Origin of the sequence: Rickettsiella endosymbiont of Aleochara curtula (assembly GCF_964030935.1) — a bacterium.
Lineage (GTDB): Bacteria > Pseudomonadota > Gammaproteobacteria > Diplorickettsiales > Diplorickettsiaceae > Aquirickettsiella.
This window is the reverse complement of record NZ_OZ034990.1, coordinates 339461-365693: the sequence shown is the minus strand read 5'-3', so window position 1 is coordinate 365693 and position 26233 is coordinate 339461. Positions and strand designations below refer to the sequence as shown.

Sequence of the window (26233 nt, the reverse complement as noted above, 5' to 3'; positions counted from 1 at the left end):
CGGTAAAATAGGTTCATGCGCACACTATTTTAACAAGGATTTAGAACCATGGTGAAAATAATTGAACTAGAAACTGCACCTAATAATTTTACATTACAACCTGCAGATAGAAGTCAGCAATTTACGTTATCAAGATCCAAACGCAATGAACCTGAGCAAAAAAAAATAAGAATTGAGTCGAAGGAAGAAGAAGTAACAGCACGCCTCGAGACATTTGTAATTAGCTTTATTAATGAGTTTAGCAAACGACTGATTATCTATCATATAACGGCAAAAGGAGAAAGATTAACCGTTGAAGCGTTGAAGGCAGAATTAAAAACCGGAGCAACCGCGGCATTAGTTGGTATGGGTGTATCGCAAAGTCTATTAGGCTCGCTACCTTCAATAGTCGCTTCAGTGCGTTCACTGAGCAGTCATTATTATCTTTCCAAAGAAAAAGCGCAAAAAATCACTAAAAACCTGCAAAACATAGCGCAAGGTGATTTAAGTTCAGTATTAGCAGAAGCGGCGGTTGAAATTTTCTACAGTTTTGAAAGTCAATTTATGCAGCTTACTGATGAAGCCGGCGACAAGATGGCCATGGAGAAATTAGCCGAAGACGCGGCAGCCAGGGCACTGAATTATATTGCAGAAAACGCAAACGATAATCCCGATATCACTCATGAGTTAATAACCAAAGCGGTGATATTAGGTAAATCAGAAAAATTTTTTGATCCGAGTATTAAAAATGTTCGAATCAGGATTTCTGGTAGTATTTTACAAGATACTTTCGGAAAAAATGTCAATACCGTCAATGTATATGAAAAAGTCGGGCTCGTCGTTAATACCGGCAGTGAGGCAAAAAAGTTTTATAAAAAAAATATCTCAGCAGATAGTGCAGAATATGCTTACCGACGTCTTTTTAGTTGGGAAAAGCAAGTTAATGGAGAGTTAAAAGTATCCTTGCAAGGCGAATATCAACAAGAAATATTTCCTCGTTCAGAAACAATTTTTCAATATAACTTAAGAAGACATGAATATTTTTTACAGGTTGCTGCTATTCCGCAAGCATCTAAGCGCATACTGGATAAAATTAAAAATCGCTATCCTATTATCGCATCACAGAGAGTCGAACCCGTCATCACCAAGGACCCGGTACTCTTTGATTTAAGAAAACCAGTGACTAATTTTGTTGGTAGAAAAAAAGTATTAGCAGAATTACATAAGGCTTTATTATCTACTCGAAATACTGCCGTTATTGCACAAGCGATGTCAGGGTTGTCGGTAAATTCCGCTAGCTCAGGCGATAAATCTTCTAACGCTATTCAGGCTTCTGTCAGTGGTTTAGGCGGAATAGGAAAAACTCAACTGGCTTTACGTTATGCTGAAACCTATGCCGCCGATTATGATAACAATGTGCTATGGATCAATGCTGAAACTAAAGGTGATCTTGCCAATTCAATCAGAAAATTGGCTGTTAAATTAACTATTGAAAGGAAAGATAGGTATGGTAATTCAAAAGACATAGAAGAGATTTTAGAAGAAGTTTATGCGTATTTTTCTACCGGGAAAAGCTTATTTATTTTTGATAACGTAGAGAATTATAGAGAATTTGAAAATTTTTTACCTAAGTCATTGCTGGGTAATAAGCCGGCAATCTTGATCACTTCCCGCTATAGGAATTGGGGAAATATAGCAAGTGTAACCACACTTAATGTCCTCACTGAAGAGGAGGGTAAAGAGTTAATCAAATCAGCATTAAATATAGCGGCAGAAGATCAATCTCAAGATGAAAAAATCAAAGAATTAACCGGCGTATTGCAAGGATTGCCGTTAGCCTTACAGCAAGCCATTGCCTATATTAATATCCAAAGTAATGTCAATATTCAATTTGGAATCCTAGATTATCTAGAATTGTATAAAGCAAAAGGTTTAGAAATACTGAATTTCGATTTTGCAAGCTACAGTAATGACCCCTATGCCAGAACGGTGTTTACGACTTGGCAAATAACACTCGATAAAATTAGGCAGGATCGATCCGCTGGCGAAAAAGCTTTAGAAATTTTGAATATTATGGCGTACATATGTCCTGATGATATTGCGAATAATTTTTTTATTCCTTTAGAACAGAGTGAAAAATTGGCATTCGCCATTCATCTACTAAAAAGCTATTCAATGATTAGTGAAGGCAGTCAACAAGATAAATCCACGATTCATCGATTAGTGCAGAAAGTCACACGTATTAACTTAGAGAAGAATGAAGCTGCATTTTTAGAAACAGTAAAAAAAATTCTGAAGTTAACCGAAGGTTTTTCGGCAGGTAAGGAAATAGAATTTCATTATCTGCATTTTTTATTACACATGAATCAACATGTCGAGTTAGCAGAAGCATTAAAGCTGCGCGCCGCTCGAAAAAGGATTTTAGATATCATTACCTATTCTGAGTTTGATGCTTCACGTTTGCTTTATTTATTGGATACGGCGTATATGATCTATAGCCGAGATGAGTATCTTAAGTTTATCGGCGAAGCTTTGTTTGTTTACACTCGATATCCCTTTCTACTGCTTCTAACGAGTACGATGAATTATATAGAAGAGCGACTCGAGCAAGAAATCATTACTAAGCAAGACATCAGAAAAATTTTAGAATATAAATACGAAATTTCCGATAAACATTATCGACTGGGTCGCATGTCACCTATTAAAGAGGAAAGAGCGAGACAATTGGACGCAGTTCGGTTAGTTTATGAATTTGAGGAGAAAATGTTTCCTTCTCAAGAAATGGATTGTGCATCTTTTGAAAAAAGAAAAAAAAGAACCATCGATGCCCGTTGTTTGCGTTCCGGGAAGGAGCAAGAAACCAGCGGAAAGCAGGTGCAATATCAGCGCATTAAACAGCACCTACAAAAAGTTAGCCAAGTCGCCAAGTTGGTCTCTTCAAGCTTATTTACCAAAGATACTTTATCCGCACTACTCCAAGGTGATTTACGCACGGTAGCGTTTAATTTTGCTTTACTTTCAAGTAGTACGATATTGGGTGAAGTTTCGAATGAATTATTAACCCAGGGTGAAATATTAACGTCGGCTGACTTGTTAGTGCGTCAAGCATCGCTAAACGGCAAGCTGGCACTTAGTATATTAACCAATGAAGAGGTGATCACAGCTGGAAAAAGACGGTTTTTAGGGAGCAGCATGAAAGTGGCCTCACCTTTTCTTGCTCGAGGGGTATCGGTTTTTTTTGCGTATAATTTAAAAAATCAAATAGAAGAATATAAGGCCGGAAATAAGCAGGTATTACCTGGACTCATTTCTAATGGAGTCATAGTCAGCATTGATGGACTTGTATCGGGGGTCGAAGCCGCCGAGTATTTTGATGTTATAGAAGGTGTATCAGCGTTTACCGGACCCTTAGGAGAAGGGATAGGTGCATTAGTCTGGCTAGGCTCGGATGTTGTCCATGTAAAAAATCAAATGACAACCATTGAAAAATATGTGCATCTCAGCGAAAAAGAAAAAATTATTCAAGAGGTGCGTGCTTTTTTTCATTTTGCTCCTTCGGCTTACATTGAAGCTAAGGCAACTAATAATCAACGTGTACAAAGCGCGGTAGATTTTTTAAAAAAACATAAAGAAATTAAACGCATTATTTTTTCCATGGAAGGGGGATCGAGTGAGGTTTTTTTAGATAAAAAAATTCAGCTAAGCTTAAATGAAACCATGCCCGATGATCAGCGCGAAGTAAACTTATTTTGTTTATTCGGTAAAAAAGCGGAGCCTTTTTCAAGGTCAAATCTATGGGTTCCCATTGTTCCGTATCCTCCTTTCATGGGCAAAGATAATGAAATGTCGATGTATCTTTGTAAAAATGCGCTAGGTATAGAATATAAGCTAAATAGAACAGAAAATTACACACTCATTTCACTGGATGCGGGTAATCACACAGTCATAGGCTTAGCCGATACCCCTAATATTTTTCTAGTGAATAATGGCGCTATAAACTACCAGGGTGGCAATGTCGCTGATCTATTCTTGTTGCAAGGGAATGCTATTTTAGGAAGGCTGAAGGGTGGAGCAGGGAACCATAATAAAATCAGCTTAGAGAACTTTTATCAAAATAGTAGTGGTTATGTATTGCTCGATAATCAAAGAGTTGTCTGTGGAAAAAACAAAAGCGAGAGCCTCATCGGACAACAGTGTGGGAACGGACTGCAAATAGATAATATCCAGCAAATCGATGGGAGAAAGAATAAGCAAGATATTATTTACATCACTGAAAAACTAGAGTACCTGGACAGTTTTGGCGGTGAAAATAATGATCATCGGGATCACATCTACATTACCGACAAATCCAGCAAAAATCCCAAAATCGTATTAAGAAATAACGCGGTGGTCCATGCGTTTGGATCGAGTGATCGTCTAGAGTCGGCTAATTATAGGATTCCACATGACGAAACCGGTGAAACTCATGTTCAGCTGCTATTTACAGACCCTACTTCGCATCGATTTTATTTTGATTTTTCACTTGATGATCTGAATGCTATTATCCTTCAAGCTAGCAACATTACTTTTAATCTTTTATTTCAGAATAAATCCTTCAATCTCATTATTTTGGATCCTTTTAAAAATCTCAGCTTATTTCATGATAAAAAAATGCATTATCCAGAATGTCCGATTAATGCGTATTACGTTTTTCAGGATGCAGAAATCAAGCTACTAGATAGAAATACCAGCTACGCGCAGCTGCGTAGTAATAAAACCATCGAGGAAATCGTGAGGGATTACCCAGCGATAGCTCGGCGTCTTAACATGGCACTATCGATCCGACTCCAGCAGAATGAAACGGTATTGATTGGACATGAAAAACATCAAATTCTCTATAATAATGCTGGGGCTAAAAGCCATTTAATGGGCAATGGCGCCGAAAATGTTTATGTCATTAGCGCGGCGCCGACTCCTGACAGATTTCCTATCCCAGAAATCACATTATACAAAGTGCATGAAGATCGCACCGATACTTTGGATTTACGCCGGGTGTTAAAACAAGCCAAACAAGAGTGTCCTCAACAGGAGATTTCACTGAGTGTATCCCAGCATGAGCAGGACTTAGTTATTACCTTGAATGCACACTATTATCTGATATCGAAGCGTTGCACGCGTTTGATGACGACTTGGCCTATTGCTACGGTCAGATTAAAAAATAGCTTAGTCGATAACTGGTATCAGAATCTGAATATTATCTTACATAATAAGCATAATCCTATGAATATTATTTTTAATAATGATCATTGGGGTTTGGAGCGTTCACCTTTAGTTTTCGGTAATGACAAAGAAATTATAGTCATAACCCCTACCGATATAGAAAAAGAGTCTGAGCTTATTTTTCTTAAAAAAATCGGACTGTTTAGTTTTATACGCAATAATGATACTGATTTGATGTTAAGTAATGCATTTAATAGTAATACGACACCGCGTGATCTGTGTACGATTATTTTTAGTCAATTTTATCAACGAGCAGAAATGCAAGAAAAGGTATTATCTGCAACGTTGACATTACTTGATCAGGAAATACTATTGAAAAATTACGTCGAAAAAATTAATCAGGCTAGCAGTTTTGCCGATATAAGCGAAAAATATTTGGATCAGACTTACAGCAATGTTTCACATAACAATTCCAGTCGATCGTCACGGCAGAAGCGGTATACGAATAATCAACAAACCCTAGCAAATGCATCTATTGACAACATCGCCGATCACTATATCGATAAATATGAGGATCGATTGGGTAAAGCCAGTAATTCGCATAAAAAAATTCAGAAAAACCAGAAAGCTACACATCAATTAGCTGATTCTGGAGCAAGCAAGTTTGCTGTTACTGAAAAAAAGCCTACGTATTCACATTCGCATAATGCGCAACTTCACCGTCCGCAAGACAGAGTAAAATCGATAGCGTCGCATCGTTCTAAGCAGCACCTACAGAACAACCAAGCCCGAGCGGCGGAAGTTTCTTATCCTCAGACAAATTTATTTACGCCGAAAGCTAATGATAAAAAGTTAAGCAATACTTATCGTCCGATTAAACACTTAATCGATAAACAACCTACCAATAAGCCGCTTATCGCAAAAGTTCATCCTATAAGCACAAGACTCATCAAGCAGCAAGATGGCACTCATCAGCAGCCACGAGAGCCCTTATCACGTGTTAGCGCTGCTCCAGATGTTACCGCTACGTTGTTTGCTTTCAATATATTCATGCGCACGTCAACTCGGGAAAAATATCGACCACCCATGTCTAAACAAACCGCTAAGCAGCATGCAAAAACCGAAAGAAAGATAGAAGTAGCAAAAGCCAAGACCTTTAGATTACCACGTACTAAGTTTATAGAAGTTAATGCTCGTGGTTTTGGATTGAATTGAAATAAAGCATGTTTCGTCATTGCGACAAGTAAAATTTTAATCGTCATTGCGCGCACGTAATATTTACGTCATTGCGAGCATCGAAGGTGCGTGGCAATCCATAAATTGCCACGGCCTCACTGGCGTTTTGGCCTCGCCATGACGAGCTATTTTTTACTGTGCTGAGTTTTAATATCAAAAGAAGCTTAACTAGCTAAGCTAAGTTAACTAGTTAAGCGTAGGTTTAACCAAAGTTATAGCCGATACCGACAGCCAAGAAATCGATGTTACCTGGACGGTTACTTCCCATCGGCTGGATATGCGTGAGTGAGGTGTCGACAGTCACGTTAGGTGTGATGTCATAACCCATACCGATAGCCACTTCAGGTGCCCACTTGTGTTTAGCAATACCTTCAGTTTGATTGCGATCGATAGAAATAGGACCAGTATCTTCTTTTAATTCAGTCGTTAAATAAGCTACGCCTATTTTTCCGTAGATATTTACATTCGATGTAATCGGTAACATGCCTTTGGCAGCGACGTCAATGGCATGTTGTTTATTATATAAAGTAGTGTCTGCAGAAGATTTAGATTTTCCTTCAGATAATTGTAAGTAACCCAGTTCTAAACCAAAATTCGGTGTGACTTTATAACCCAGCGCAATGCGACCAGCCAGCCCGTCATTGGCTAAGGCGATTCCAGTCTGTGATGATAGACGTGATTTCATGTGTGTGTCCGCATAACCAGCTTGACCACTCACATACAAACCCACAGGAAGTGCAGCATTCGCATTCATTACCGCGCAGGCACTGGCGGTTAAAACACTGGTAATGAGTAATTTTTTTAGCATTGTTATTATTTTCTCCACGGAAATATTATTATTAACAGTAACTATTTAATCGTTAATAGGAATTAATGTCAATTTATCCTGAGTTTTGCGATGAATTTTAAGGAGTGGATTGCCACGCACCTACGGTGCTCGCAATGACGAGTAAGTGGTACTATCCGAAATAATACGACACGCCGAGTGAATAAAAATCACTGCTCGGTGCGTGATTAGACCCACCCATTTTTTGGATACGGTTCCAAGAAAATTCGACGGGAACATTTGGTTTAAGTGCATAACTGATACCTAAACCAAACGTCGGTTCTAAAGTTTTGGCGTAGCTATTCATGGTTCCGTTATAAGGAGGAGTGGTAAGTATCGATCCTTGTGAGTTTGGTCGTAGATAAGCCATACCTAATTTTGCGTAAAGTGCTAATTTAGACGTGACTGGAAGTATGCCTTTTGCCGTTAAATCAAATGCACTGGATTTAGTCGATGCCTGGGCAATGTAGTTAGTAGTACCGATGGACATGTCGGAGTTATTAAAATGACGATAACCAAATTCCATCGCCCAATATTGATCAAATTGATAACCAAAACTAAGACGATAGGTTAACAAAATATTATTCAGTCCAGGTAAGTCTACCGGCGACGTCGCGTTATTTACCGTTACTAAATCAGTGGTATTGATATGATTATATGCGTAACCAAGCTGAGCACCCGCATAAAAACCTGGCATTTCAGCGTGCACGGTTTGTGTCATACTGACAATAGCGCTAGCCAGCACTAAGGCACTTGTACTTCTTTTTAGCATAATGCTTCCTAATAAAAGTTTAACGAGTTAAAAATAGTTTAGCAAAAAACGTATGTTTTGCAGATAGCAGGCAACTACATTTTTAAATACAAACGCATTAACCAAAATAATACGCTAAACCGATGGAATAAAAGTCGGTACTGGGTATGCTGTTACCACCGCCGACACTTTGGATGCGTGTCCAAGCTAAATCGATGGGTACAAACGGTGTAATATCATAACTAAGGCCGATACCAAAGCTGGGATTCCAACTATCGGAGTACCCCAAGTAATTACGACCATTCACCACAGCAGAACCATTGGCTTTAAGATACGCTAAACCTAATTTGGCATAAAGATTGACGTTACTCGAAATAGGTAACATCGGTTTTGCCATGAAGTCGAGGGCTTTTTCACTTAAAGAAACATTTGCACCCGGCACACCACCGACGCCGGAAAAATCGACATCCGAAAAACGTGTATAACCGATTTCAAAAGCAACATTTTGATTGAATTGATAACCACCGGCGATGCGACCGGTGAAAGCCATTTTGCTATTAATTGATAGTGCGGCGGCATTAGTGGCTTCTTGGTGTGTGTCGGCGGTGCCGAGTTGACCTAAGATATAAAACCCAGGGATAGAAGCACTGGCTAGCAGTGGAAAACAACAACTTGAGAGAAGAAAAAGTATCTTAGTCCTGATTTTTTTCAACATGAACAATGCTCCTTGTGTATGAAGATCACTAACTCTACATAGTATACTCATTATCGATGCTTTGCAGTGTGTATCATCCTATTATACGATAAGTACCATGAACTACCACCCACGTTGGCGAGCTTACTTCGCATTGCTACGATTACATCAACCGATAGGAATATTTTTATTGCTGTGGCCAGCATTATGGGCGTTGTGGATCGCAACGGCCGGCGGTGTGGATGTTAAAATCCTGGTTTTATTTATCACAGGCGCAGTGTTAACCCGTTCGCTGGGTTGTGTGATGAATGATATTGCCGATAGAAATCTGGACGGTTTTGTGACAAGAACTCAACATCGACCTTTAGTGACCGGTGCAGTGAGTTTGAAAGCAGCCGTGTTGACATTAATCGTTTTGAGCTTATTAGCGTTGCTGGTGGTTTGCCAACTGAATCGCTTAAGCATAGAACTGGCGGTAATGGCTGCAGGCTTGATAGCACTTTATCCTTTTACAAAACGTTACATCGAATGGCCGCAGTTATTTTTAGGCTTGGTATTTGGTGCTTGGTCGATCTTAATGGCTTTTGCGGCAGAAACCGGGAAAATACCAGGCATTGCTTGGTTGTTGTTTTTGGCCGCTTATGCCTGGTGTGTTGCTTATGATACCATTTATGCCATGGTGGATAGAGCGGATGACCAACGGGCGGGCATTAAATCCAGTGCTTTGGCGTTAGGTCGTCATGATGTACTATTTGTCGCCGTCCTAGAGTTGGGTTTTGTTTTGTTATTAAGCATCCTAGGCGTGTATTTACATTTACATTTCATCTATTTTGTGATGCTGGCTTTGGCGGTAGCGTTACTCATTTATCAGCACTACTTAATAAAAGATCGAAAACCTGAATTGTGTTTTAAAGCTTTTTTGAATAATGCATGGATAGGTGGCGTAGTATTCTTAGGATTTTTTTTTGGCGTACATGCTTAAAGCCATAACTTGAGACTGATTCTTCTATGAAAACCAAAGTTATTTATCCCGGTACTTTTGATCCAATGACCAATGGTCATTTGGATCTCGTACAACGTGCTGCGCGTTTGTTTGAAACCGTGATAGTGGCAGTGGCGAAGAATCCGAGTAAAGCGCCGGCTTTTTCTGTCGATGAACGTATCCGCTTAGCGAAGGCCGTGTTAAACGATCTGAATAATGTACAAGTGCAGGGTTTTGATGGTTTGTTAATCGATTGTGCGAAAGAATATAAGGCGCGGGTTATTTTGCGTGGTTTGCGTGCGGTTTCTGATTTTGAATATGAATTTCAATTGGCCAGTATGAATCGAAAAATGATGCCTGATTTGGAAACGCTATTTTTAACGCCCGCTGAGCAACATTCTTTTATCTCGGCTAACTTAGTCAGAGAAATTGCCAGTCTAGGAGGAAACGTAGCACAGTTTGTACCGGCGGTGGTGGCAGAGGCTTTACAAACAAAATTTAAACGAACATGAGTATTGTTTTAAGTAGTATTGTCATTGCGACCACCGTAACACCGCTCGTCATTGCGAGCGCCAAAGGCGCGTGGCCATCCATGGATGGCCACGCCAATGAACATTTACTCCCATGACGGTAATTTTATCGAGAACAATAGGTATGTGATGGCTTTATTAATAACCGACGACTGCATCAACTGTGATGTTTGCGAACCCGAATGTCCTAATGAGGCCATTATTCAGGGCGAGTTTATCTATGAAATTAAGCCCAATAAATGTACTGAGTGTGTAGGCCATTTTGATGCTCCGCAATGTGTTGAGGTGTGTCCTGTGGCTTGTATCGTCATCAATCCGGAGCATACAGAAACCCCAGAGCAGTTGTTGTTGAAATATCAAGGCTTAGTAGCAGCCACTTAATTCAACGAATGCGCTGGTTGTTTTTTCTCCCATCAGACCGCATAATATGCGTCTTTTAGAATTGCTTACATAAGAGGGCCTCATGGCAGTCCAAAAATCACGTAAATCCCGCTCCAAGAGAAACATGCGTCGTGCGCATGATGCATTAACTTCGCCCGCTATCTCGATTGATGCAACCAGTGGCGAAACGCATATTCGCCACCATATCACCAAGGATGGCTATTATCGTGGAAAAAAGGTCCTAAAAGCTAAGGAATAACCCCTTAAAATGTCTCCTCGTTATACTCTGGCTATCGATGCTATGGGAGGCGACTACGGTCCCTCCGTGATAGTACCCGCAGTGCTCTTAGCCCTTCAGGAAGAGCCTCGCCTACATATTATTCTTGTCGGCGACTTAGCTGCCTTGCAAGAGCAGTTGAGACTGGCAAAAAACAAGCCTAGAGCGAGTCAATTGACACTACACGCAGCAAGCCAGGTTATTTCCATGGATGAACCTCCGGCTTTGGCACTGCGTAATAAAAAAGATTCTTCGATGCGTGTCGCCATTAATTTAGTCAAAGAAGGCGAGGCTCAAGCTTGCGTTAGCGCCGGCAATACCGGCGCATTGATGGCGACCGCGCGTTTTGTATTAAAGACCATACCCGGCATTGACAGGCCGGCTATCAGTGCGATGCTGCCTACCATGAAAGAACAAACCAAAGTACGCGTCCTCGATCTGGGCGCGAATGTGGATACGGAGGTTGAACATCTACTGCAGTTTGCCATTATGGGCTCAGTATTAAGCGCTGAGATCGATAATATTCCCAGTCCGCGTGTTGCCTTATTGAATATTGGTGCTGAAGAAATCAAAGGTAATGAGCAAGTCAAAAAGGCAGCTGAATTATTAAAGAATGCGAATATCAATTATATCGGATACATCGAAGGCGATGCGATCTATCAAGGCTTGGCAGATGTCATCGTTTGTGATGGCTTTGTCGGCAACGTCGCATTGAAAGTCACCGAGGGTGTAGCAAAATTAATGGGCCATTATATTAAATTAGCGTTTAATCGTAATTGGTTTTCCCGTCTCTCCGGTTTAATGGCGTTACATGTATTGAAGGGATTACGTAAACAATTTGATCCGGCGCATTATAACGGCGCCAGCTTTGTGGGTTTGCGCGGCATCGTCATTAAAAGCCATGGTAGCGCGAATGTATTTGCTTTTAAAAATGCGATTAATGAAGCAATCTTAGAAGTGCAAAAAAATATTCCCGAACGCATACGCGAACAAGTGACCGGTTTATTGAAGGAATCTGAACAGTCTTTATGAAATATTCACGGATTGCTGGCACCGGTAGTTATTTACCGGAAAGAATACTAACGAATGCCGAACTTGAGAAAATGGTGGCTACCACGAGTGAGTGGATAGTCGAACGTACCGGCATACGTGAACGTCATATTATTGGTCCCAACGACAGCACGGCGAGTATGGCGACGGCAGCTGCAAAAAAAGCGTTGCAGGCAGCCAATGTTACCGCAAAAGAGGTCGATCTCATTATCGTTGCCACGAGCACACCGGATAAATTTTTTCCTAGTACTGCTTGCTTAGTACAAGCCGCCTTGGGTGAAGATGGTTGTCCGGCTTTCGATATAGTAGCGGCTTGCGCCGGTTTTAATTATGCCTTGAGTGTTGCCGATCAATTTATTCGTAACGGTGCGGCTCAGACTGCGTTAGTCATAGGTAGTGAAAGCATGTCGAATATTATCAATTGGGAAGATCGTTCGACCTGCATTTTATTTGGTGACGGTGCGGGGGCGGTGCTACTGCAAGCCGCCGCAGAGCCAGGCATTATTTCTGCACATCTGCACGCCGCGGGTTCTTATAAAGATTTATTGTCATTGGGCACGGGCTTAAAAAAAGATGATGCTCCGCATCTCAAAATGCAAGGCAGTGACGTATTTAAGATTGCGGTGAAAAAATTAAGTGCGGTATTAGAAGAAACCTTGGCTGCGAATAATATAGATAAAAAAGATATCGATTGGTTAATTCCGCATCAAGCCAATTTACGTATTATTCAAGCGATGGCGAATAAACTTAAAATGACGATGCAACATGTAGTAGTTACATTAGATCAACATGGCAATACATCGGCTGCTTCTATTCCGTTAGCTTTAGATGTTGCAGTGCGCGATGGTCGTGTGCAACGTGGACAATTATTATTAATGGAAAGCTTTGGTGCAGGTTTAGCGTGGGGTTCCGCCCTAGTGCGTTTTTAAAAAAAATGGTTAATGCGAACGCAAAAGTACACCTCGTCATTGCGAGCGCGTAGCGCGCGGCAATCCAACTGGATGGCCACGGCCTCACTGGCGTTCGGCCTCGCCATGACGATGCATTCATAAATTTTTAAAGTGTGCAAAGGTAATTATGACTAAAAAAATTGCATTTATTTTTCCGGGGCAAGGTTCGCAAACATTAGGTATGTTAGCGGAGTTTGCTAGAGACTATTCTTTAATACGAGAAACCTTTATGGAGGCTTCGCACGTCTTAAAGTTTGATTTATGGGAATTGTGTCAAGAAGGTCCAGAAGCGGTACTCAATCAAACTGAAAACACGCAACCGGCTTTGTTGACAGCGAGTGTCGCTTTATGGCGGGTTTGGCAGCAACAACGCGGTAGTAAACCAACGTTTATGGCAGGTCATAGTTTGGGTGAATATTCTGCGTTAGTCTGTGGCGGAGCGCTGGATTTTATGACGGCGGTACGTTTAGTTGCTGAACGAGGACGCTTTATGCAAGCAGCGGTACCACCCGGCGTCGGTGCGATGGCGGCTATTGTGGGTTTAGACAATGATAAATTACAAGCTTTGTGTGAGTTTCTGGCTGAAGGTCAAGTGTTAGCGCCAGCTAATTATAATTCCATCGGGCAAACGGTAGTGGCAGGTGATGCGGCTGCGGTACAGCGATTGATCGAACACGCAAAACAAGCCGGCGCTAAATTAGCCAAGCTTATTCCGGTAAGTGTGCCATCACACTGCGCTTTAATGAAACCTGCTGCAGAACATTTAGCAGAAACCTTGCAAACCATTCATATTTCAGTACCGCATATCCCTTATATCAATAATGTTGATGTTGGTATTGAACACGATCCACGTCTGATAAAAAAAGCCTTAGTTGAACAATTGTATAGTCCCGTGCGTTGGGTAGAAATAATACAAGATCTTGAGAAACGTGGCATCGAAGAATTCATTGAATGCGGTCCAGGTAAAGTTTTAGCGGGTTTAAATAAACGCATCACCTCGATGCCGACACTTTCGATACAAGATCCGGAAATACTTCAAGAAGCTTTAATCGGTTAAGAGTTTTTTTGAAAGAAGTCTAATAGGATAATTTATGTTATTACTCGCAAATAAAGTGGCCTTAGTAACCGGTGCCAGTCGTGGTATCGGTGCGGCGATTGCTGTCGCGCTGGCACAACAAGGTGCATTAGTGGCTGGAACAGCGACCAGCGCTACTGGCGCAGAAAAAATTTCATTATCTTTACAAGAGCAAGGTTTGCAGGGTAAAGGTTTCGTTTTAAATTTAAACGATGATGCATCGATAAAAAATTTATTGAGCGAATTACAAACGTTTGGACTACCTAATATATTGGTGAATAATGCCGGTATTACGCGTGATAATCTTTTATTACGCATGAAAGCAGATGAATGGAATGCGGTGTTAGAAACTAACTTAAGCGCGGTTTTTAAATTAACGCAACTGTGTCTAAAACCCATGCTGAAAGCACAATATGGCCGTATTATTAATATTGCTTCTATAGTAGGGTGTACCGGAAATCCAGGTCAAGCCAATTATGCTGCTGCAAAAGCCGGATTAATTGGCTTTACTAAAGCTTTAGCTCAAGAAGTGGCAACGCGTCATATTACTGCGAATGTGGTGGCGCCAGGATTTATAGAAACTGATATGACCAGCCAATTAAATGACAATCAACGCACTGCATTATTAGAAAAGATACCCGTAAAACGCTTAGGTTCAGCGCTGGATATCGCGCATGCCTGCGTATATTTAGCATCGGATTGGTCTAACTATGTGACCGGGAACACTTTACATGTCAATGGCGGAATGTATATGAATTGAACAGGAATTGCTTGATAACACGGATTAGGTTTATAAGTAGCTAAACTTTATTACTTAATTTAAGTAAAGTGACTTGCGTTCATTCAGGAATTGAATAAACTAAGCGACAGGTTTTATTTATACTAAATAGGGGAGATTCTCAGTGAGTACAATTGAAGAACGTGTGAAGAAGGTAGTGGTTAATCAACTTGAAATAAAAGAAGAAGAAGCCACTATGGAAGCTTCTTTTGTCGATGATTTGGGTGCCGATTCTTTAGACACCGTAGAATTAGTCATGGCTTTAGAAGAAGAATTCGATACCGAAATTCCAGATGAAGAAGCAGAAAAAATTCGCACTATTCAACAAGCCGTCGATTATATCAAAAAACATCAAGTCGAAACTGAAGACTCTGAAGAAACCGAAGAATAATTCCATCTTAATATTAGTACTCACAGCAATCGGGTTTTTGTCACAAGGCGCCGTAAAAATGAGCAACCGGAGTGTATGAATACATGAGGATTGCGAGTTGAACGGCAACTCAGACAAAAATTCAAATGCGAAGAGTGGTTCATTTGTAGGGGGCGAACGTGAAAAAAAAGCGACGTATAGTGGTAACCGGTGTGGGTATGATGACACCGTTGGGTCTTAATACCAAAACAACCTGGGAAGCAATATTAGCTGGAAAAAGTGGCGTCTCTGCTATCACCCAATTTGACGTTTCCGCTTTTCCCTGTCAAATTTCTGCCAGCGTGCGTGATTTTCAGGCAGAAAAATATGGTATTACACCGAAAGATGCTCGCAAAATGGATTTATTTATTCAATATGGTTTAGCAGCAGCCATAGAAGCGATGGTGGATTCAAAGCTCGAAGTGACAGAAAAAAATGCCGATAGAATCGGTGTTGCGGTAGGTTCAGGCATTGGCGGTTTACCTTTTATTGAAGAAAATCATGCTAAATTAGAACAAGGTGGCCCCAGAAAAATATCTCCTTTTTTTATACCCGGCGCTATTACTAATATGTTAGCCGGCCAAATTTCTATACGTTATGGATTACGTGGCCCTAATATGGCTGTGGTAACTGCTTGTACCACGGGTACACACAATATCGGTTTAGGAGCAAGAACCATACTTTATGGTGATGCGGATGTCATGGTCGTGGGTGGTTCAGAAATGGCGACAACACCGTTAGGTTTAGGTGGGTTTTCTGCTTGTCGTGCCTTATCTAATCGGAATAAAGACCCGCAAGCAGCTAGTCGTCCATGGGATAAAGCGCGCGATGGCTTTGTGTTAGGCGATGGTGCCGGTATTTTAGTCCTAGAAGAATATGAGCGTGCCAAACAACGTAATGCACCTATCTACGCCGAACTCGTCGGTTTTGGTATGAGTGCCGATGCTTATCATATGACCAGCCCCGCACCAGACGGGCAAGGTGCAATGACGGCCATGTTAAATACCTTGCATGATGCTAATATCGATAAAGAAAAAGTGGCGTATATCAATGCGCATGCCACGTCGACGTTGCAAGGCGATTATTTAGAATTGCGTGCCATTCGCCGTGTGTTTGGCGAATATGCTAAAAAAATGGCGATTAGTTCGACTAAATCAATGACCGGCCATTTGTTAGGTGCTGCCGGTGCGGTGGAAGCTATTTTCACTATATTGGCACTTAAAGAACAAAAAGCGCCGCCTACTATTAATTTAGATAACCCGGGTAATCCACCTGAGTTGAATATTCCCGATGATGACTTTGTCGATTTGAATTTTGTCCCGAATGTACCGCAAGAAATAAAAATGGATTATGCATTATCTAATTCTTTTGGATTTGGTGGAACCAATGCGTCATTGCTTTTTGCTCGGTTATGAGATCTAATGACTAAGAGATGGATACTGATCGCCTTAGTCATTCTATTCGTCGCTTTTTCATTCACGTATTTTGTTGCGCATTATCACCGGTTTTTAGTGTCGCCTTTAACTAAGACGCAAACCATACATATCGTCTTTGCGCCCGGTTCTTCGGTACATCATTTAGTCGCGGATTTGCAAAGTAAAGGCTACATGCCGCATCCACGTTTTTTCTTATTATTAGCGTATGTTAAAGGGGCGACCAGTAAATTACAAACCGGTGAATATGATTTTGATCCGGGAACGACACCGGGTCAGTTGCTGGATCAAATGTTAGCCGGGAAAGGCATTTTCCATCGTTTTACTATTGTTGAAGGTTGGACGTTTCAACAATTAATTACGGCATTAAATCATTTAATCGTGGTTAAACATCAATTAAAGCATGTATCTTCAGAACAAGTCTTAGCGAATTTAGGTTTGCCAGCACAAAATCCGGAAGGTTTATTTTATCCCGCCACCTATTATTTTAGTGCAGGAGCAAAAGATAGTGATTTATTAAAATGGTCATACCAGTTAATGGAAAAAAAATTACATGACGTCTGGAAAGCGCGCGCTGACGATTTACCTTATAAAACTGCTTATCAAGCATTGATAGCCGCGTCCCTAGTTGAAAAAGAAACTGCGATTGCTAAAGAACGGCCGATGATTGCCGGTGTGATCGTGCGACGTCTACAAGCAGGCATTCCTCTACAAATTGATGCCAGTATTATTTATGGTTTAGGTGTGCACTATACTGGTAAAATAACTATTGAAGATTTGCGTAAAGATACGCCGTATAATACCTACACGCGTAGAGGTTTGCCGCCTACACCGATAGGAAGCCCGAGTTTGGCTTCCATTACTGCCGCTTTGCATCCGGATCATAGTCAAAATTTATATTTTGTGGCAAAAGGTGATGGTACGCATCAGTTTTCTGCACATTTAGCGGAGCATAATTTAGCGGTACAACGCTACCAGTTGGATCAACGTTATCCGTATGTGAAGAAAAAAAAGTCCTGCCAAAGTCTCTGGTATGTCAGTAAGTCAATGCGGGCGTTTGTTTGTAAACTGAATGAACTTTAGTTTTTTATCTATGCGCTTACCTGTATAACGCAGGAAACAAACGCTCGTCTTGGTGAGCGCATATAATATTAATCGTCATTGCGAGCGCGTAGCGCGCGGCAATCTATGTTACGGACACTAATAGCGAATCAATTGATCTTTTGCCGCAAAGTTGGCTATCGTTTCCTGTAGCAGTATGCGTTTATCCTCATAAAAAAACGGCATGGCATATTTTGCCCAAATAACGATAGAAAAATAATTTAAGGATTCATAAAGCTGGATGCGCTTAATTAACTCCTTAATGTGACATTCTGATAGCGGAATATTATAAGAATTTTTATAAACTTGTAAAAACATCTCTTTTTGCTCACGATTAAAGCCAGTTATACAGAACAATCTAGAAATATCATAAGCAGGATCTTCCATACTAGACAATTCCCAATCGATTAATTGCAAATGACCCTTCATTTCGATCACATTGAAATGATGTAAATCTCCATGACAAGGAAATTTTAGTAATGTGGATTTTTCAAGAAAATGCTTAATTCCAGTTAGTTTTTTTAATATTTGATAATCTTTTTTATTTAAGATAGGTTTTATAATTTGAAAATTTTTGGATGACTCGTCGATAAAAGAAATCGCTGTTTCGGGATTTTTTTTAAAGTTAAAAGGCGAATAATGTAATTTTTTAACTAAATGTGCCAGAGCGGTTAATCTAGGGGTATTTTTTAAATCAGTAGCTGAAAAAGACTGATAGTAGGGGATAAATTCCGTGACCAGCACGCTGTATTTTGCATAATAAGCCACAGCTTTCAAAGGCGTTAGATGCAATAATCTAGCCGGAATCAGATTTTGTATTTCAATTGCTAACTTAGGATAGAAGGGATTATAAACCTTTGGAAAACGTAACACCAGATTCTCTTTAAGGTAATGATAGGTTGCATTAGAAAATCCGCCGCTGATCTCTTTTAACTGATTGGATTGATTAATTTTTAACGTGAGTAGCTTGATTAACAGATTTTTATTGACTAAATCCAGACTTTCTGCTTCTTTTTGTAGAGTAGTTAACATTTCAATTAACAGTTGACTCTCAATTTCTGCAACTTGTTGTAAATAGTTCGGCATAAGCTCCCTTTGATTTTCAAATAACCCTAGGCGCAGAGAAGTATTGATTATACCACTCTAACTGCGAGTAAATATTAACCAATTTGCCGAGCGTGTGCATTTGGATTTAAGCTACATAATAAAATCGTTTAGGATTAATTTTTTTAAAACTTTGCAAAATTAAAAATTATGGTTATATTGCGGGCCCCATTTCAATGAACCCATTTTTAATTAATAGAAATACAAAGATGCCTTATCATTATCTAGAAGAAATTGAATTTAATCTAAAATATCAAGCATTGGTTAATTATCGGGAACGGTATAAAGATATTTCAAATGCATTGGCTAACTTGCATAACGAACCTACTTTAAAGGATCTTTTTGTTTTAAACGGTGAAGCTAAATCTTTTTTACATATCGCGGCCGCAGAAGGAAATTTAGCTGTAATTACCTTTCTTAAAGAAACCGGTCATGAGATCAATCGACAAGATTTTAATAAAAAAACACCTTTAACTGACGCTTGCAAGCAGCTAAAGATAGGATCTGTTAATGCGTTATTAGCTAATGGTGCTGATCCTAATTTAGGTGATAGCCATATTACCTTTACAGCGATGCATGACGGAGAACAGGTAAGCTATCTTGGAGAGAATGTTCCTTTGGTAGCGGCTATCGAAAGTGCAGCAACAGTGACTGCTGAAGAATTTAGAGAATTTGCGGTAACATCAATATCGCATGAAGATCTTTCACGCTTGACAGATAATGAATTAGCGACAGAACGTGTTAGGGCTATTATTGTAAAAAATCTGATTGCACACGGTGCGAGTATTCTTTTGCAGACGGGTGTTGATAATTCTTCAGCTTTTCATCGCGCTATTCTTCTTAAAAAACTATTAGTGATTAATGAAATTGCCGATGTAGGTGGGCCCGAGATTTTTAATCAACGTAATCGTGATGGGGAAGCTGCACTCAACTTAGCGGTTAGTTATTGGGAAAAAGATGAAAAAGAAGATCCAAAAGTCCAAGTCGAAATGGAGATAGAAGAAGAGATTACGGATATGATTATTGAGCATGCAGAAGCTAAACTACCCAGTCTGCTTGCAATAGAGGAGCTCAAATTTGGAAATACCGCGATCCATACCGCAGTTATTTGCAGTAATTATAAGGTTTTGAAAAAAATTTTAATAAAAGGCTATAAATTTGATAGTTTAAAAAACTTAAGTCGTCAAAATTATAAGGGCAATACCCCCATCCACGAAGCGATTAACGAAGCTTGGCGAGGACCTAAGATTTTAGGGCTTTTAATGAGCATAGCGATGCCAGATGATTTAGTCATAGTTAATTATGGGGATTTATCCGCCAATCGTCCATGCGAAACTGCAGAGCAAATGGCAGAACGTTTATTTCAAGAGGCAAACTCAGTCAAGACTTTAGTAGAAAAAGTCGAAAAAGCAACGACAGACCTAGAGCAGTTTATCGATGAGTCGAATGAAATTATTGAATTGGATGAAATAGATGTACCGGCAGAAATTGGACTATTACTGAAAGCGATGCGTGATTTAAGTAATAGTGATCCACTGGATGACAAGCTTTCGTCAGAAAATGGCGAACAAGCACTGGCTTTATCTCTAGAGATAGATAATTTTATTATTGAATTAGAAAAGTACGACGTGGAGGGATTGGTTGAAAAGGCACGTGAACAAATAGAAAAATACGAGCGCGACGCAAGTTGGTCAATACAGGATGCAAAGGAATTAGTTACTATGGCAACCATGTTGGGTATAGGAAATTTACATATCCCCAAAGAACAGGATGTCAATCAAGCGAATTTATTGGAAAACGATGCTAATAAGTTGGCGGCTAGCGCACGAAAGCTATTCGAAAGGTACGATCAGGGTGAGCGTTTGTTGAATTTTTCTTTAGATAAAGCAGATGAGTTGGTTTCAAGTGCTCGTACCTTAATTGCACCTATTAAACGATTGGAATTCTTTCAGAAAAGTTATCTTGATTCATTAAACAATATCAAACAAGAAAAATTTCTTGCTTGGCAAGCCCAACAAGAACAATTACCCCGGAGTTTTCCAGATTTAAAAATCGTCGATACTAATTTATTAAATCGTCCTAATCCTGCAGAACAAACTTATACTCACCCGGAATGGTGGTACAACGATGGAGTAACTAAGTATAACGATAGGAATTATTTAGGGGCGATACAGAGTTTAGAAAAATCAGTCAGGCTATTTAAATTGAATAATTACAATCAGCATTTTTCACTCGCTCAAGCTCATTTTCAGTTAGCCTATGCGTATCTTAATGCAAATAATGATCTTAATGTTCAAACCAACGCAATACAAATTGAAAATAATAATATAAATGCACAAATAAATTTAGAAAAAGCCATCGACATTTATTTTTCTTTAGAACAATATAAATGGCTTGAATCTGCCTTTCAGGTTTTAGCAAAGACTTATATTATAAGTGAATTCAATGTTGCGAATTACGAGCAGCAAAATCGCAATAAATTGTCATTGTTTTCGGATAGTTCGGAAGAATTACATGGACATTTGGCATTAGCTGGGCTTTATAAAGAGCTTCGAGAACAAAATTTTGCATCGAGCTCTTTTTCGGTGGATGATTTATCGATACGAGAATCTTATCATTATCATCAAGCCTATAAACTCACGCAAGGTAAGTTGGATAATTCTGCTCATGTGGTTTTACAACGTGAAATTGGCATTGCTAACAATGCTAATTTAGGTACGTATAACATTCAACAATGTATCGCTGTTGTAGCTTTTGAGCCACAGAGTAAAAAAGTGGTTTTGTCGCATTTTGACAAATTTTCTGGACCTGCTAGTTTTATTGAGCAACTTGCCAATCAATTTCCAGATCAGGCCCCAATCCATTTATACATTAGCGGCGGCAGAGATCGCCAGTCTCCGGCTAAAACCACCATTCCAAGTTTTATTTCAGATAATAATAAGGAACTCGTTTTAAAACAAATATACCGAGCAAATATCGAGACTTCATTAGACGGTAATCCTGAAAATGGCCGTTATAAGATTAAAGCCTGTGATGTAGGCGATAGACCATCACCTCAAGGTATTGTTTTTGATGTGCAATCCCAACGTTTGCTCCATGCTACGCCTAATTTTGCGGATAACAGTATTGAATCAAGAGCGGTTAACTTTATGTTGCAAAGGGCTAACGAAGATTACATACGTCCATTAAATCCGGTTGATTTTACTCAAAGCGAAGCTGAACGAACCATAATATTTTCACCAGAAGATCAGGATAGAATACGTAGTCAACTCAGGGACTCCACTATTTATTATGCTAACTATCCTCAGAGCAAAGCGTGGGAACACGATCAAGTATTTTATCCATTAAAAATGGTGAATAACAAGATAGCGGCAGTCACACCCACGGATTTTACTACGGGTGTGTTAACAGAATATCGAACTCAGTTCATCAATTCTCTGTATGGTAATTCATTATTATCGAATACTCTGCAGGTAGCTTTAAGATCGAATACGCTTGATCTTGAGGAAAGTTTGAACGCGCTGCAGGTGGCTGATCCTAACAACTTTTTGGATGATGAAGACATGAGTCAAGTGTTGCGATGTCTTGGCAACCGACGCAGACGCGATGCGGGTCTTTGCACATTAGATAGTGAATATTTGCTTGAAGGCTTAAAAGAGTTATCCGAAAGCAAGCAAGCTGAAATTTTAGATCACATAGCTACGCGTAAGGTGGCTGGCGTTAAGCAGGAAGAAATAGCAACATTAGTGCGTAACTATAAATGGTTGCAGCACGTGCAAAAAGTAAGCGATATTTCTTCGAAAACGATGGAGATTTTTTTTGCTGGAGATGCAGCAATCGATTTTTTTGAAGGCGACAAAAGCAAAACTGCGATATATGTTAATTTAAAAGCGCTAGAGGTTATCTCAAAAAGAGCTTCACGCGGTGCAGGCGTGGCATTGAACATGTTTAATGCCTATGAGGATTTCAGTAATTTGTTAAAGCATAGTAATAATACCGCTGCGTGGCTAAGGTTTGCGAATAGTGGAATGCAAACCGTTGTGGATCTCGGTAGCTCGGGTTTAAAGGCGGCTGAAGGAGTTTCTGAGACCTTTGCAGCACTGGAAGTTTCTGCGGCATTTGAAGCAATTGGCGGCACTGTGGTGACTGTACTTATACTGGCTGATAGGTTCTATGAAGCAGGAACAGCGGTGGAAGATGAAGAAGATCTTTTACGAAAAAATTTTTCTTTTGGAACAAAAATTACAGAATTTGTACGTGCTGTTTTTGGTAGATTTTCCGAGTACCAAGAAAAAATAGATGATATAGCCGAATACCAAAATCTCATCCCGCAACTGCAGGAGTTTTTAAAAAATCATACAGAGGTTAGGCACTTTGTATTCCCAGCTATTGTGAAAACAGGTGAGAAGTATTCATGTAGAAGAACCAGAATGCTACAAAGACATTGCAAATCAATATACACGCCAATTTTTGATCTGTTTAAAGATCAGAGGGTAAATTTTTCAGCCAAGCAAAGCGGATTTAAATTAAATAACGAAGTACAGAATGCCCTTCCAAGCGGTGAATTTGCTTGCTTACCCACCGGGAATGATATCTCGCTTGCGATTGAAGGCGCTTATCGTTGTGATGGCGCCTTTGCGTTGAATAACGTAAATGGATCCATCGCCTATTTTAATCTAATGGAGGGAAATGATCGGGTGATAGGATTTAAAAATCTTTCCAATATTTTTATTATTAATGATGGTTCGAAAGCTTATCAAGGAGGAGATTTAGAGGATCAATTTGTATTGGTTGGAAAACACATCGTCACGGCTATTCAGCCAAATACTGAAATCGAAGGTATAAACGGGGGCAAAGGTCTCGATACTTTACTTTTGCAGCAGTTTAAACCCGAAGTGGATTACATTGAATTAAATTTAGCGGGGTATATGAAATATGCGGATAGCGAATTACGCGTGAGGAGTATTGAACGCGTTGTTGGTGGTGCTATTCCTCTTGGCGTTACTGTGGCTTGTGATACTAAAGAGATTGATACAGCAGCAACAGGTGTAGCCAAAAGTCCAGATTCTATTTTTATTCCCAGCAATCCGAGTTGCGATTATGACTTGAAAATGGATTTACGTCCCTATATGAGCGTTACGAATGAAGCAGAAAGGGGTCATTTTGTTTATACCGTTACACCGGGGCAGGGGAATGTTTTAGTTAACTTAGCGGCAAATACACAAGCGCTTGCAGCAAGCAGCATACATCAAATTGAGTTTAATGCGACGCTGGCAGAAGTGAGCGCTATAAGCTTTCCTGCTCATTTAAGTGAAGGGTCAGCACGAGCTTTACAAATACAGATAAACAAATCCTTGCCAGATCAGTCTACAGAAAATTTCATCTTTGTATTACATACTCAACAATTTGAAACCGTATTTATTCGCTTTATTGATCAAGGTAGGCTTAAAATTGGCCATAAAAATTCCTATTATGTTCGTCTTGGTTTAAACCAGTTTCCCAGCGAGATCATTGATTATTACGCGCCGTTGATGAGAAGGCTTAATCTTGTCGGTTTTTTCGTCACAGGTACGAATGAACATATTTTGATAGGCCATAATAAACATGCAGTGATGCAAAATAATCCTAACGTATTTCGAACGCATCTGTGCGGAAACGGAGGTGAAGGAATATTTAAGATCAAGTCAGGAATGTCTAACTTACGCTTATCCAATTTACCTATCCCTCAAGTCGATATTTATGACATTGGAGATGGAAATATTAATATCTTGGACTTTAGCTCGGTTGCGCAACAAGTAGAAGCGCAAATGAATCGAACTGTCCAATTATTTTTGGTGACGCCAAATGCTCAAAATAATTTGGGTGATGATTTGCTATTAGTACTTGGCATCCCTTCCAGCAAACCTCATCAAATAACCCCAATTGCTACGGTAAATATACCCAAGGCTTTTCATCACTCCCAGCATCATTGGTTTAAAAAACGTCTTCATATTATTTTAGGGGATAAAAATAAATTGCTACAAATAGATGGTCGACATAAGCATCTTTTCTTAAAACCCGTTCCACGTGTTTCACCTGTTCCATTAGTCCTGGATAAAAAATTAGAAATAGTTAGGGTGAATGTTAGCAAGATTGAAACCAACAGCACAGTTTTTATTCCTCAAGCCTACACAGCGGGTGCTTTTTTCCAACAGAATAAAACTAGTTTAATATGGACGAATATATTCACTAATACGATTAGCGCAAATTATACGGCGCCTTTTACATTGATAATCGATAAATTTTTCCAAGAGCTTATGGAAACTTTATCTTTGCAGTTTACGGATAAGAGACTAGCGTTAACCAATTCATCAGCGGAGATTAATAGGTTAGCAAGTTTTGAAGAGGCGAAGAATGCGTGTCTCGGTAGCAAACGCCAAGAATCCTTAGCGATTATAAATTCTAAGCAACTTGCTTCACATTCAACTCAACCGACTAATGTAAGTGCGATTGAAGTAAGTTCGGATCAGGAGCTTTATCTAGATAATGATATTGATGGTAGTAATGCAACTTCCATAGAAGATCATACCGAAGACTATTCAAATGAAGAAAGGAATGATATTGATTTCGAAATTAGACAGCGTCGTTCCATCGAGCATTTAAATGGACATAGCACAAACAATGCGGGTGCGAGGCAGTCGGGTATTCTCCAGACTATGGTTAATACGTTTAAAAATTCGCTGCCTAATCTTTTTTCAAATAATGCGCAGAGAAATAGTCGAGATAAAGCCTTAGAGATGGCCGCTGACTTTTACGATAAACAGGATCAAAAAAAGATACCCGTTCTAAAAAAAGTGCCTAAGAAATCTAAAAAGACTGTTGAACCGATACAAATTAAGCCCATCCAAGCGGATAAAACTAAACATTTTGCACCAACTAGGAAGTTAGCAAAAAATTCGGCGTTACTTAACAAATCCCATAAAAAGCTTGAGCCTTTACAAGTTTCTACTAATACAGCAAAACCGCGTTCATTTTTTCCTGATAAACAAGAGCAAATTCAGCCAAGGCATGCTCTGCGAAATAGTAGAGGCAATAATCAAACTTTCTATGTTAATCAAACAAGTAAAAATAACGTGTCTGGCGCGAATTTAGTTAAAGCTATAGGAAATAAACCGGAGAATTTCTCACGCTCACTATCTTTAGCTCAAGCTAGGTTAGCAGATAATCAATACCGACATCAGCAACATAATCATCAGCAGCATAGTCGTCAGCAGACAGGGAAATCGGGTATATCCAAAGTTACAGCGATTGGCGATATACCTGGCTTACTGTTGTTGGGTCATTGTATGTTTATAAGTAAACCGCAAACATCTTTAAACCCTAAAATAGTACGTTTTCATCAGCAGAAGGAAAGAAGAATCTGTAAACAACAAGGACCTCAAAAATTGTATATACCGACCAGATAAACTACAAAGCAGGAATCCCAGCGTTGCGTCGCA

Annotated in this window: 17 protein-coding genes; 13 read left to right on the top strand and 4 right to left on the bottom strand. The window is 39.7% G+C overall.

The features are described 5' to 3' along the window. The first annotated feature begins 48 nt into the window (after nucleotides 1–48). Nucleotides 49–6393 carry an NB-ARC domain-containing protein gene (locus AAHF87_RS01520; RefSeq protein WP_342146527.1) on the top strand — a complete coding sequence of 2115 codons (6345 nt, stop codon included), beginning with the start codon at nucleotides 49–51 and terminating at the stop codon, nucleotides 6391–6393. Nucleotides 6394–6616: 223 nt separating this feature from the next. Here the strand turns inward: AAHF87_RS01520 and AAHF87_RS01515 are convergent, their stop codons facing one another. The 3 genes from AAHF87_RS01515 to AAHF87_RS01505 form a co-directional block, all read right to left on the bottom strand. Continuing rightward, on the bottom strand, nucleotides 6617–7222 hold the full coding sequence (locus AAHF87_RS01515) for a porin family protein (protein WP_342146526.1): 606 nt from the start codon (nucleotides 7220–7222) through the stop codon (nucleotides 6617–6619). A gap of 151 nt (nucleotides 7223–7373) precedes the next feature. Then, entirely contained in the window at nucleotides 7374–8012 is a 639-nt protein-coding gene (locus AAHF87_RS01510; RefSeq protein ID WP_342146525.1) for an outer membrane beta-barrel protein, read from the bottom strand. A gap of 97 nt (nucleotides 8013–8109) precedes the next feature. Next, nucleotides 8110–8706: an outer membrane beta-barrel protein gene (locus AAHF87_RS01505; protein WP_342146524.1), complete on the bottom strand. Its 597-nt coding sequence runs from the start codon at nucleotides 8704–8706 to the stop codon at nucleotides 8110–8112. A gap of 97 nt (nucleotides 8707–8803) precedes the next feature. Between AAHF87_RS01505 and ubiA the strand changes: the two genes are divergently transcribed. The 11 genes from ubiA (at nucleotide 8804) to mltG (ending at nucleotide 17633) form a co-directional block, all read left to right on the top strand. Beyond that, nucleotides 8804–9667: a 4-hydroxybenzoate octaprenyltransferase gene (ubiA, locus tag AAHF87_RS01500; RefSeq protein WP_342146522.1), complete on the top strand. Its 864-nt coding sequence runs from the start codon at nucleotides 8804–8806 to the stop codon at nucleotides 9665–9667. 26 nt (nucleotides 9668–9693) lie between these two features. Further along, complete coding sequence (gene coaD, locus AAHF87_RS01495) at nucleotides 9694–10179, top strand: pantetheine-phosphate adenylyltransferase (protein ID WP_342146521.1); 486 nt, start codon at nucleotides 9694–9696, stop codon at nucleotides 10177–10179. Nucleotides 10180–10275: 96 nt separating this feature from the next. Further along, on the top strand, nucleotides 10276–10578 hold the full coding sequence (locus AAHF87_RS01490) for a YfhL family 4Fe-4S dicluster ferredoxin (protein ID WP_425287990.1): 303 nt from the start codon (nucleotides 10276–10278) through the stop codon (nucleotides 10576–10578). Between the two features lie 82 nt (nucleotides 10579–10660). After that, nucleotides 10661–10837, top strand: a complete 177-nt coding sequence (rpmF, locus tag AAHF87_RS01485; protein WP_342146520.1) for a 50S ribosomal protein L32 — start codon at nucleotides 10661–10663, stop codon at nucleotides 10835–10837. Between the two features lie 9 nt (nucleotides 10838–10846). Continuing rightward, on the top strand, nucleotides 10847–11887 hold the full coding sequence (gene plsX, locus AAHF87_RS01480; RefSeq protein WP_342146519.1) for a phosphate acyltransferase PlsX: 1041 nt from the start codon (nucleotides 10847–10849) through the stop codon (nucleotides 11885–11887). Next, complete coding sequence (locus AAHF87_RS01475; RefSeq protein WP_342146518.1) at nucleotides 11884–12834, top strand: beta-ketoacyl-ACP synthase III; 951 nt, start codon at nucleotides 11884–11886, stop codon at nucleotides 12832–12834. The genes plsX and AAHF87_RS01475 overlap by 4 nt, the downstream gene beginning before the upstream one ends. Nucleotides 12835–12982: 148 nt before the next feature. Then, entirely contained in the window at nucleotides 12983–13912 is a 930-nt protein-coding gene (gene fabD, locus AAHF87_RS01470) for an ACP S-malonyltransferase (RefSeq protein WP_342146517.1), read from the top strand. Between the two features lie 34 nt (nucleotides 13913–13946). Further along, complete coding sequence (gene fabG / locus AAHF87_RS01465) at nucleotides 13947–14690, top strand: 3-oxoacyl-ACP reductase FabG (protein ID WP_342146515.1); 744 nt, start codon at nucleotides 13947–13949, stop codon at nucleotides 14688–14690. 142 nt (nucleotides 14691–14832) lie between these two features. Then, nucleotides 14833–15099 (top strand): acyl carrier protein, encoded by a 267-nt coding sequence (gene acpP, locus AAHF87_RS01460; protein WP_342146513.1) that lies wholly within the window; start codon nucleotides 14833–14835, stop codon nucleotides 15097–15099. Between the two features lie 158 nt (nucleotides 15100–15257). Then, nucleotides 15258–16532, top strand: coding sequence for a beta-ketoacyl-ACP synthase II (gene fabF / locus AAHF87_RS01455; protein ID WP_342146512.1), 1275 nt, complete (start codon nucleotides 15258–15260; stop codon nucleotides 16530–16532). 6 nt (nucleotides 16533–16538) lie between these two features. Beyond that, nucleotides 16539–17633 carry an endolytic transglycosylase MltG gene (gene mltG, locus AAHF87_RS01450; protein ID WP_342146510.1) on the top strand — a complete coding sequence of 365 codons (1095 nt, stop codon included), beginning with the start codon at nucleotides 16539–16541 and terminating at the stop codon, nucleotides 17631–17633. Nucleotides 17634–17750: 117 nt separating this feature from the next. Here mltG and AAHF87_RS01445 read toward each other — a convergent pair whose 3' ends face one another. Beyond that, a complete protein-coding gene (locus AAHF87_RS01445) occupies nucleotides 17751–18737 on the bottom strand; it encodes a phosphotransferase (RefSeq protein WP_342146508.1) in 987 nt (328 codons plus the stop codon). Between the two features lie 227 nt (nucleotides 18738–18964). Between AAHF87_RS01445 and AAHF87_RS01440 the strand changes: the two genes are divergently transcribed. Then, nucleotides 18965–26200 (top strand): ankyrin repeat domain-containing protein, encoded by a 7236-nt coding sequence (locus tag AAHF87_RS01440; protein WP_342146507.1) that lies wholly within the window; start codon nucleotides 18965–18967, stop codon nucleotides 26198–26200. Nucleotides 26201–26233 lie beyond the last annotated feature (33 nt).